10 protein-coding genes, 1 rRNA gene, 1 other RNA gene and 1 other annotated feature (1 of these 13 only partly in view) are annotated in these 10,014 nt (G+C 51.3%); of the genes, 1 reads left to right on the top strand and 11 read right to left on the bottom strand.

Annotation, left to right across the window (positions count from 1 at the left end; translation table 11 throughout):
* The 8 genes from NSQ22_RS00135 to tadA form a co-directional block, all read right to left on the bottom strand.
* A 16S ribosomal RNA gene (locus NSQ22_RS00135) occupies nucleotides 1-739 on the bottom strand; it reaches 818 nt to the left of the window's first position.
* A 409-nt stretch (nucleotides 740-1,148) separates the two neighbouring features.
* Nucleotides 1,149-1,412, bottom strand: coding sequence for a pro-sigmaK processing inhibitor BofA family protein (locus NSQ22_RS00130; RefSeq protein WP_008882097.1), 264 nt, complete (start codon nucleotides 1,410-1,412; stop codon nucleotides 1,149-1,151).
* A 78-nt stretch (nucleotides 1,413-1,490) separates the two neighbouring features.
* Nucleotides 1,491-1,715, bottom strand: coding sequence for a YaaL family protein (locus NSQ22_RS00125; protein WP_008882096.1), 225 nt, complete (start codon nucleotides 1,713-1,715; stop codon nucleotides 1,491-1,493).
* 23 nt (nucleotides 1,716-1,738) lie between these two features.
* On the bottom strand, nucleotides 1,739-2,335 hold the full coding sequence (recR, locus tag NSQ22_RS00120; protein WP_008882095.1) for a recombination mediator RecR: 597 nt from the start codon (nucleotides 2,333-2,335) through the stop codon (nucleotides 1,739-1,741).
* A gap of 9 nt (nucleotides 2,336-2,344) precedes the next feature.
* The gene (locus NSQ22_RS00115; RefSeq protein WP_008882094.1) at nucleotides 2,345-2,671 is read right to left on the bottom strand and encodes a YbaB/EbfC family nucleoid-associated protein; all 327 of its coding nucleotides are present in this window, start codon (nucleotides 2,669-2,671) and stop codon (nucleotides 2,345-2,347) included.
* A 22-nt stretch (nucleotides 2,672-2,693) separates the two neighbouring features.
* A complete protein-coding gene (dnaX, locus tag NSQ22_RS00110) occupies nucleotides 2,694-4,373 on the bottom strand; it encodes a DNA polymerase III subunit gamma/tau (protein ID WP_011886597.1) in 1,680 nt (559 codons plus the stop codon).
* Nucleotides 4,374-4,486: 113 nt separating this feature from the next.
* Nucleotides 4,487-4,751: signal recognition particle sRNA large type (gene ffs / locus NSQ22_RS00105), an RNA gene on the bottom strand.
* A gap of 53 nt (nucleotides 4,752-4,804) precedes the next feature.
* Nucleotides 4,805-5,287 carry a tRNA adenosine(34) deaminase TadA gene (gene tadA, locus NSQ22_RS00100; RefSeq protein ID WP_029761871.1) on the bottom strand — a complete coding sequence of 161 codons (483 nt, stop codon included), beginning with the start codon at nucleotides 5,285-5,287 and terminating at the stop codon, nucleotides 4,805-4,807.
* An 85-nt stretch (nucleotides 5,288-5,372) separates the two neighbouring features.
* Here tadA and NSQ22_RS00095 point away from each other — a divergent pair, with 85 nt between their 5' ends.
* A complete protein-coding gene (locus NSQ22_RS00095) occupies nucleotides 5,373-6,659 on the top strand; it encodes a glycoside hydrolase family 18 protein (RefSeq protein WP_008882091.1) in 1,287 nt (428 codons plus the stop codon).
* Between the two features lie 257 nt (nucleotides 6,660-6,916).
* Here NSQ22_RS00095 and serS read toward each other — a convergent pair whose 3' ends face one another.
* The 3 genes from serS to pdxS all read right to left on the bottom strand — a co-directional run bounded on the left by serS (nucleotide 6,917) and on the right by pdxS (nucleotide 9,967).
* Nucleotides 6,917-8,191 (bottom strand): serine--tRNA ligase, encoded by a 1,275-nt coding sequence (serS, locus tag NSQ22_RS00090; protein ID WP_008882085.1) that lies wholly within the window; start codon nucleotides 8,189-8,191, stop codon nucleotides 6,917-6,919.
* Nucleotides 8,192-8,244: 53 nt separating this feature from the next.
* Nucleotides 8,245-8,465: a binding site (T-box leader), on the bottom strand.
* Between the two features lie 5 nt (nucleotides 8,466-8,470).
* The gene (gene pdxT, locus NSQ22_RS00085) at nucleotides 8,471-9,058 is read right to left on the bottom strand and encodes a pyridoxal 5'-phosphate synthase glutaminase subunit PdxT (RefSeq protein ID WP_008882086.1); all 588 of its coding nucleotides are present in this window, start codon (nucleotides 9,056-9,058) and stop codon (nucleotides 8,471-8,473) included.
* 24 nt (nucleotides 9,059-9,082) lie between these two features.
* On the bottom strand, nucleotides 9,083-9,967 hold the full coding sequence (gene pdxS / locus NSQ22_RS00080; RefSeq protein ID WP_008882087.1) for a pyridoxal 5'-phosphate synthase lyase subunit PdxS: 885 nt from the start codon (nucleotides 9,965-9,967) through the stop codon (nucleotides 9,083-9,085).
* Between the last annotated feature and the right edge of the window lie 47 nt (nucleotides 9,968-10,014).

The following is a 10,014-nucleotide window of genomic DNA, read 5'->3' as shown; positions in this document are numbered from 1 at the left end:
CTTCGCCACTGGTGTTCCTCCACATCTCTACGCATTTCACCGCTACACGTGGAATTCCGCTCTCCTCTCCTGCACTCAAGTCCCCCAGTTTCCAATGACCCTCCACGGTTGAGCCGTGGGCTTTCACATCAGACTTAAAGGACCGCCTGCGCGCGCTTTACGCCCAATAATTCCGGACAACGCTCGCCCCCTACGTATTACCGCGGCTGCTGGCACGTAGTTAGCCGGGGCTTTCTCGTGAGGTACCGTCACCGCGCCGCCTTATTCAAACGGCGCTCCTTCGTCCCTCACAACAGAGCTTTACGACCCGAAGGCCTTCTTCGCTCACGCGGCGTCGCTCCGTCAGACTTTCGTCCATTGCGGAAGATTCCCTACTGCTGCCTCCCGTAGGAGTCTGGGCCGTGTCTCAGTCCCAGTGTGGCCGGTCACCCTCTCAGGCCGGCTACGCATCGTCGCCTTGGTGAGCCGTTACCTCACCAACTAGCTAATGCGCCGCGGGCCCATCCGCAAGTGACAGCCGAAGCCGCCTTTCAACCAAAGACCATGCGGTCTTTGGTGTTATCCGGTATTAGCTCCGGTTTCCCGGAGTTATCCCGGTCTTGCGGGCAGGTTGCCCACGTGTTACTCACCCGTCCGCCGCTGACCAAACAAGAGCAAGCTCTCGTTCGGTCCGCTCGACTTGCATGTATTAGGCACGCCGCCAGCGTTCGTCCTGAGCCAGGATCAAACTCTCCAAAAGAAAGTTGATTGGCTTGCACTTCAGCTCCAGCACCAAAGTACTGTGAGCCTCAGCTTTTCGGATTGTCTAGCTTCGGCCGCTATCGGCTCGCGACGCTTCGTGTCCCGCTGCGGCGGCAACAGCCTCCTCGCGGGCCTCTCAGCGCGTTTCGCCGATAAGCAAGCGACCTCAGCTTTTCTTATGACGCTTGTGTTTTGTTTAGTTTTCAAGGAACTTTAGAATTGGTGTTGCACACTTTTATTATTATACTCACCATTCATTTCGCTGTCAATATGTTTTTTATTTTTATCAGCGACGTTTATTAATATACTTGATATCTATGTAAAAGTCAATAGTTTTTAACAAAAAAAATGAAAAGGCATTTTGGCTAGACGATGCCTTCTCAATTCTATTTTAGCTAAACGGATCCTTACAAAATATATTGGTCGATTACAATTAATGCCGCAGCCCCTGGGATGCCAAGAAATCCACAAACGAGTGAGGTGATAAAGTTAATCGGAATATGAATGCTAAAATGTCCGCCAATGGCATTGATGACAAACAGCGCTAGTGCGCCTACGATCAGACGGATGGCGGCATAGCCGAAAAAGCGAAGCGCCTTAAAACGAGCACCGACGATAAGGAGCACGGTAATGAGCGCTAGTAGTACGCTAATGACAACTTTTGGTTCCAATGGTTGAACCCCCTTTTTGTACGCTTGTACTACAAACGTATGAAACACGGGGGAAAAAAGAACAAAAAAATAAGGAAGTTAACGCACTTCCTTCAATGTGACGCGGCGATGCTTCGCTTCCCGGAGGAGAAAAAAATATTTTGCCTCCGCAAGTTGCAGCGCGCTTAGCACCTCCAGCGATGGGTCAACACTTTTTTCGATAAGTTGTTTTTGTTCGAACCACTCGGTTCTTGCTTTTTGTAGCTCAGCGATTAGCTTTTCATCAAATTGTCTCTTTAGTTTCCCCTTCCGCCGCCATAACAAACCGATCCCCACCTTCTTTCTCTCTACAGCTCGCGGCGTCCTTCCAACGCTTTTGATAACGTCACTTCGTCCGCATATTCCAAATCACCACCAACTGGCAACCCATGGGCGATGCGGGTAATTTTGATCCCTGTTGGTTTTAACAGACGCGATAAATACATGGCCGTCGCCTCCCCTTCAATGTTTGGGTCGGTCGCTAAAATCACTTCTTGGATCGTTTCGTCCTGCAATCTCGCTAGCAGTTCCGCAATTTTAATGTCTTCCGGTCCGATCCCTTCCATCGGGGAGATGGCTCCATGCAACACATGATATAGACCGTTATATTCCTTCATCTTCTCCATAGCGATGACATCTTTTGGGTCTTGGACGACGCAAATCATCGTCCGATCGCGCCGTTCATCTTTGCAGATGTAACAAGGGTCTGTATCTGTAATATGTCCGCAAATCGTACAATAATGAATATGACGCTTCACATCGACCAGCGCTTTGGCAAACTCGAGCACGGTATCTTCTTTCATTGCCAGCACATGGAACGCAAGACGGGCGGCCGTTTTTGGACCAATCCCGGGCAGTTTCATAAAACTGTCAATTAACTTCGATATTGGCTCTGGATAATGCATGGTTTCCCCCTAGAACAGTCCTGGAATGTTTAACCCTTTGGTAAACTGCCCCATCATGTCGTTAGCTAGTTCATCCACTTTTTTTAGTGCATCGTTTGTTGCCGCTAAAATTAAATCTTGTAACATTTCAATATCATCAGGGTCTACCACTTCTTCCTTAATTTTGACCTCCAAAATTTGTTTATGGCCATTGGCGACGACTGTCACCATACCTCCCCCAGCCGTCCCTTCTACTGTTTTTTCCGCTAACTCTTCTTGTGCCTTTTGCATTTCTTTTTGCATTTTCTGCATTTGCTTTAACATTTTTTGCATATTTCCCATTCCGCCACGCATCATTTTGGAATCCTCCTTCAATCGTTTATTCTTTAATTTCGATCAGTTCTTCACCAAACAGCCGTTTCGCCTCGGCAATCAACGGTTCTTCCTCACTTTTTTCTGCTTTAGCCTCTTTGTTACGGATAAAATCTTCCCTTATTTTTCCCCATTCTTCTTCCGGAATGGCGACCATTTCAAATCGCCGATTCGTCATTTCGAACAAAATCGCCTCAACATTTTCTTTCACTGAGCTCGCCGGATCCGTCGCCATTTTGCAGTGGATTTCATACTTAAACTTTAACACAAATGCCGAGGCGCTTGCTGCAACCGGCTCGCTCTCTTGAAGCAAGGCGGCGTGCGACACTTTATGCTGCCGTTTCAACGTATCAAGTACGTCCGCCCAGCGGCCTTTAATTAAGGCTAAATCTTCGTGCGTCGCTTGCTTCAACAGTTCATGAATGCGGCCAACTGGCGCTTTATATCCCCCGGTTTTCGCCACTTTCGTCGTTTTTTTCGCCGGAGCGGCGGCCGATGGGGAAGCGGACGGTTGTTCCTTCAGACGGCGCAGTTCGGCTTCTAACGTCTCAATCCGCTTCACTAACGGCTCCAGCTCGGAAGCGGATAACGACGGCGCGGCAGCCGGCTGATGGCAAAGCCTAACGAGCGCTACTTCCAAAAGGAGACGTGGGTGGTTCGTCCATTTCATCTCTTGCTGACTTTTGTTCAACAGCTCAATCGCTCCGTATAAATCAGAAAGAGGAATCGTTTCCGAAAGCGAGATAAACGCCTCATCGACGACTGCAATTTGAATGGCTCCTTCCACATGAGGGGCGGTTTTGTAGAGCAGCAAGTCGCGACAATATAAAATTAAATCTTCCACCAAACGATTGGGGTCTTTCCCCTGAGCCATCATTGTTTCGAACTGCTGAAGAACCGCAGCTGTATCTTTGCGGTAGATAGCTCCAATGAAGTCGGCTAATGCAGCAAATGACGCCGCCCCCGTCATCGACAGCACATCGTCGACCTCAAGCTTCCCATTGCTAAACGAAATCGCTTGATCAAGTAAACTGAGCGCATCGCGCATCCCCCCATCGGCGGCACGGGCAATGGCTGACAGCGCCTCATCAGATGCTTCCACACCTTGGGCATTCGCTACGTATTTCAGCCGGGAAACGATGGCCGATAGCGGAATGCGGCGAAAGTCGAACCGTTGACAACGGGAAATAATTGTTGCCGGAATTTTATGCGGCTCGGTCGTGGCCAAAATGAAAATGACGTGTTTCGGCGGCTCTTCTAACGTTTTCAGCAGTGCGTTAAACGCGCCGATCGATAGCATGTGTACTTCATCAATAATGTACACTTTATAGCGGACCGAAGTCGGTGCAAACTTTACTTTCTCGCGGATGTCGCGAATTTCATCGACACGGTTGTTGGAAGCGGCGTCAATTTCCAACACATCGGGAACCGTTCCGTTCGTAATGCCGAGACAAACGGGACATTCATTGCACGGCTCGGCCGCCGGAGCATGTTCACAATTGACCGCCTTGGCGAAAATTTTCGCCGCACTCGTTTTTCCCGTCCCACGTGGACCGGAAAATAAGTAAGCATGCGATATTTTATGTTGAAGCAGGGCGCTTTGCAATGTTTTCGTTACGTGTTCTTGGCCGACCATGTCGGCAAAACGCTGCGGCCGGAAAACACGGTATAACGCTTGGTATGCCACGGGAAACGGCCCTCCTCTTCCTCTCATCCTATTTATTATATAACTTCTCGTTTCAATTTAAAATAATAAAAAACCCACTCATTACGAGTGGGTTTTGTTTCACCTATGTAAGGCCGTGCACCTTCTGTCGATTAGCTGCCCCGAGCGTTGCTCAAGTAGTTAGCTCAGCCCAGGCACCCCCGCGGCACATGGGAGCATCCGCTTACTGCTGCTTCCTTCCGGACCTGACAGGGTTCACGGAATCCCATTGCGCGGGACCCAGACGTCAACACCACTTGCTTGAGACAGACCTCACAACAGACTAACCTCGAGAAGGGATTCAGCCTCGCTAGAGCGGATTGCGAGTACAGGGCACCGCTACCTCCCCGCTTAGCACGGCACTATCAGTATATCTCGTTTGTGGAAAAAATGCAATGTAAATAGGCGGATTTTTAGTTGGAACTTCCACCAACATTTTTCTTTCGTTCACGCAATCGGCGAAAAAAATCGCTTAGCAACGATCCACACTCGCTAGCCAACACACCGCTAGTGACGTCGGCTTGATGGTTAAAACGGCTCTCTTGCAACAAATTCATCAACGTCCCGGCGCATCCCCCTTTTGGGTCACTGGCACCAAACACAACCCGCTCAATGCGAGAAAGGACGATGGCCCCCGCGCACATGGCGCATGGTTCAAGCGTCACATACAACGTCGCTCGTTCGAGCCGCCATGAACCAGTTGCCTGGCACGCTTCATCAATCGCTAAAATTTCCGCATGGGCAATGGCACGCTGCTCCGTTTCCCGCAAATTATGGGCGCGGGCGATGACGCGTCCGTCTTGAACGATGACGGCACCAATCGGCACTTCACCGATTTGCTCGGCTTTCTTTGCTTCTTCAATCGCTAACCTCATGTAATACTCATCGTTGTTCATCATATACCCCTTCGTGCAAACGGTCATTTCTCTTCTCTTTCCATCATAAAATATGGAGAATAAAGACGCAACTAGGAGGTCAAGTATGCAAATCCATGTCATACAGAGCGGACAAACGTTGAGCGGGATCGCTGAGGCATACGGAACGACCGTTGAGGAAATTGTCCGGGCCAACAAACTTCCAAATCCTGATGAACTTGTTGTCGGCCAGACGCTCGTGATCCCGATCGTCGGCCGTTTTTATTGGGTGCAACGCGGCGACAGTTTATGGTCGATTGCACGCCGATTTTCACTTCCGATGCAACGTCTCGCAGAGGTGAACCGCCTCTCCTTAAACGCCCCTCTGCGGGTCGGCCAGCGGCTTTACATCCCGCCCGGCGCTAAGCGGAGGGCAGAGTTTAACGCATATATCGAACCGCGTGGAACGACCGTCAGCCCGGCACTGGAAGCAAGCGCCCGTGAGGCCGCTCCGTATTTGACCTATTTAAGCCCCTTTTATTTTTCCATCCGGCGCGACGCGACACTGCAAGGACCGCCGCTTGATGATTTTCCTGCCATCGCCCGCGCCAACCGCGTCACGCTTGTCATGGTTGTCGCCAACATTGAAAACGGACAGTTCAGCGATGAGCTCGGTGCGCTCATTTTAACCAATGAAACGCTGCAAAACCGCTTGCTTGACAACATTGTCGCGACCGCGAGGCAATACGGTTTCCGCGACATTCATTTCGATTTTGAATATTTGCGCCCGGAAGACCGCGAGGCATACAACGCCTTTTTACGCAAGGCGAAACGCCGATTTGAACGAGAAGGATGGTTGATATCGACCGCTTTGGCGCCGAAAACGAGTGCAACTCAGCGCGGGCGTTGGTACGAGGCGCACGACTACCGCGCCCACGGTCAAATTGTCGATTTTGTCGTCATTATGACGTACGAATGGGGCTACAGCGGTGGACCGCCGATGCCTGTTTCTCCGATCGGACCGGTTCGACGCGTTCTCGAGTACGCCCTTTCGGAAATGCCGGCAGGAAAAATTTTAATGGGACAAAACTTGTATGGCTATGACTGGACGTTGCCGTATGTACCGGGTGGCCCGTACGCACGAGCCATTAGCCCGCAACAAGCCATCGCTCTCGCCGCAAAGTATAACGTTGCTATCGAATACGATGTCGAGGCGCAGGCGCCGCATTTCCGCTACCGCGATGAGAATGGCCGTGAACATGAAGTATGGTTTGAAGATGCCCGTTCCATCCAAGCGAAATTTAATTTAGTTAAGGAACTTGGTTTGCGTGGAGTAAGTTACTGGAAGCTTGGCCTTGACTTCCCGCAAAATTGGCTGCTGATCAACGATCAATTCACGGTGGTGAAAAAATAAAAACACCAAGGCCAAAAACAATAAAAAAACCCGCCTTCGATCGGCGGGTTTTTTTATGGCTGGAAACGGCACCCTTGGTCAGCCGTTTCGGCTAGCAATCTCCTCTTATGCGCGTCAGTATTGTTCGTTATCGCCGTGGCTGAGAACAAGAAATTGGCATCCGCCATCCCTTTATCCTCGTTGCCAACGTCATTCAATATAACATGGTTACCGGGAAAAGTCAACCAACGATTTATCTAGGAAAACGTGCCTTTTGTTTAGCGAATGACATCCCGATTCCCCATATATGGACGGAGCGCTTCCGGGATGACGACCGATCCGTCTTCTTGTTGGTAGTTTTCCAAAATGGCAGCAACCGTGCGGCCGATGGCTAGCCCCGAACCGTTTAGCGTATGCACATATTCTGGCTTTGCTTTCGGCTCGCGACGGAAGCGGATATTAGCTCGGCGCGCCTGGAACGCCTCAAAGTTGCTGCACGACGAAATTTCCCGATACGTTCCATAGCTTGGCAGCCACACCTCAATATCATACGTCTTCGCCGCTGAAAATCCCAGATCTCCTGTACACAAGGCTACGACGCGATACGGAAGCCCGAGCCGTTGCAGGATCGTTTCGGCTTGGTGCGTCAATTTTTCCAACTCGTCATATGAATCCTCCGGCTTGACGAACTTGACGAGCTCCACTTTATTGAATTGGTGCTGGCGGATGAGCCCCCGCGTGTCACGGCCAGCCGAGCCAGCTTCGGCGCGGAAGCACGCGCTGTAAGCCGCATAGTAAAGCGGCAAGTCATCAGCCGTTAAAATTTCATCGCGATGCAAATTCGTCACAGGCACTTCCGCTGTTGGAATGAGAAAATAGTCTTCATTGTCCAAGTGGAACGCGTCTTCCGCAAATTTTGGCAATTGCCCTGTTCCGATCATGCTCGCCCGGTTCACTAAGTATGGCGGCAACACCTCTTGATAGCCAAATTCATCGAGATGGATGTCGAGCATAAAGTTGATTAATGCCCGCTCAAGACGAGCCCCTAGTCCTTTGTAAAACACAAACCGACTTCCTGCCACTTTGGCGGCCCGCTCAAAATCGAGCAAACCGAGTTGGTCAGCAATGTCCCAATGTGGCTTCGGTTCGAACGAGAACGAACGCGGTTCCCCCCATCTTCGCACTTCGACATTATCTTCTTCCGACTGGCCGACTGGCACTGACTCATGCGGTACATTCGGAATCGATAACAGAAGGCTGTCGAGCTCTTCTTCAAGTTGGCGAATTTGCTCGTCCATTTGTTTAATGCGGTCGCCGACTTCGCGCATTTCGGCGATCAACGACTCGGCGTCCTTTTTTTCACGCTTTAAGACAGCAATTTGTTGCGACACCTCATTGCGCTTGCTTTTTAACTCCTCCACCTGAGCGATCAAACGACGACGCTCTTTATCAAGCTGCTCAAACCGGTCGATGTTGGCCAAGTCGTCGCCGCGCTGCAGCAGTTTTTCTTTCACCTCTTGAAATTGGGTGCGTAGTAATTTCACATCCAGCATTCGCTTTACCTCCTTATCCACCATTTATTATACATAAAAATGCTCCCGTCCCAAAAAGGGACGGGAGCGTTCCCGCGGTGCCACCCTTATTGAAGGCCACCATGCCTTCCACTTTTATGCCGGTAACGGCGGCTGCCGAAAACGCCTACTGGCCGCTTGAGCGTTCAGCGCTTTGCTCGAGGATGGATTCACAGGCTCCTCCTACCGGTTCACACCACCCACCGGCTCTCTGAAAGGACGGACGCCTGCTACTAGTTCCTCTCATCGCTTTCCCATTGATTAAATGCTTGATACCGTTTTTGCTTCCTTCACCATATTTAAGAAATATCGCATTAACCGATGGTCATCAGTCAACTCAGGGTGGAACGAGCAACCAAGAAACTGGCCTTGTCGAGCCGCGACAATGCGGTCATTGTATGTCGCGAGGACTTCGACCTCGTCCCCGACCTCAACGATGTGCGGTGCGCGGATAAAAACGCCGACAAACCCATCGCCGACCCCTTTGATCGACAGCTCAGCTTCAAAGCTTTCCCGTTGCCGGCCGAACGAGTTTCGTTCAACCGTAATGTCCATCAAACCTAGATGGGGCTCATCGTAGCCGACGATTCGTTTCGCCAGCAAAATGAGCCCGGCGCACGTACCGAACATCGGTTTGCCGTCAGCAGCAAATTGCTTCAGCGGTTCCATAAGTCCATACCGATCGATGAGACGACGCATCGTTGTGCTTTCGCCGCCCGGCAACACGAGTCCGTCGAGTCCAGTGAGCTGCTCTGTCTTTTTCACGACAACCGCCTCGGCGCCGCACGCCTCAATGGCGCGGACATGTTCTTGCACGGCTCCTTGCAGTCCGAGTACACCTATTTTCATCGTTCCTTTGCTCCTTTGCCTAGCTTACCAGCCACGTTCTTGCATGCGGTGCTCTGGCAACAATGTCGCGACATCGATGCCGCGCATCGCACCACCCAGCCCTTTGGACAAGTGGGCGATCAGCTCATAGTCTTCGTAATGAGTTGTCGCTTCAACAATCGCACGCGCATATTTTTCTGGGTTTTCCGATTTGAAAATGCCCGACCCGACAAAGACACCGTCTGCGCCTAAGTGCATCATGAGAGCAGCGTCAGCCGGTGTCGCGACACCGCCAGCAGCGAAGTTGACGACCGGGAGGCGACCAATTCGTTTAATTTCGCGCAACACTTCGACCGGAGCCCCAAGCTGTTTCGCCTCAGCGACAAGTTCGTCTTCGCTCATGCTAACAACTTTACGGATTTGCGCGTTGACCTTGCGCATATGGCGCACCGCTTCAACAATGTTGCCTGTCCCCGGCTCCCCTTTTGTCCGTAGCATTGATGCCCCTTCAGCAATGCGGCGGGCAGCCTCCCCCAAATCGCGACAACCGCATACAAACGGAACCGTAAACTGCCGTTTATCGATATGGAATTCCTCATCAGCCGGCGTCAATACTTCACTTTCATCGATATAGTCAACGCCAAGCGCCTCAAGGACGCGCGCTTCCACATAATGACCGATGCGCACTTTCGCCATGACCGGGATCGACACAGCGTTCATCACTTCTTCGACCACCGTCGGGTCTGCCATGCGCGCGACACCGCCAGCAGCACGAATGTCTGCCGGGACACGCTCGAGCGCCATAACCGCGACAGCTCCTGCCGCCTCCGCAATTTTTGCTTGTTCCGCATTTACGACGTCCATAATTACGCCGCCTTTTTGCATTTCCGCCATCCCTCGTTTGACGCGATCCGTACCTGTCAATGCCACCGTTGATTCCCCCTATTCCTATCGTTATGCTTTGCCATATGCGCAAA

It is taken from the genome of Geobacillus sp. FSL K6-3411 (assembly GCF_037965715.1).
GTDB lineage: Bacteria > Bacillota > Bacilli > Bacillales > Anoxybacillaceae > Geobacillus > Geobacillus thermodenitrificans.
This window is presented reverse-complemented; position numbering and strand designations above follow the sequence as displayed.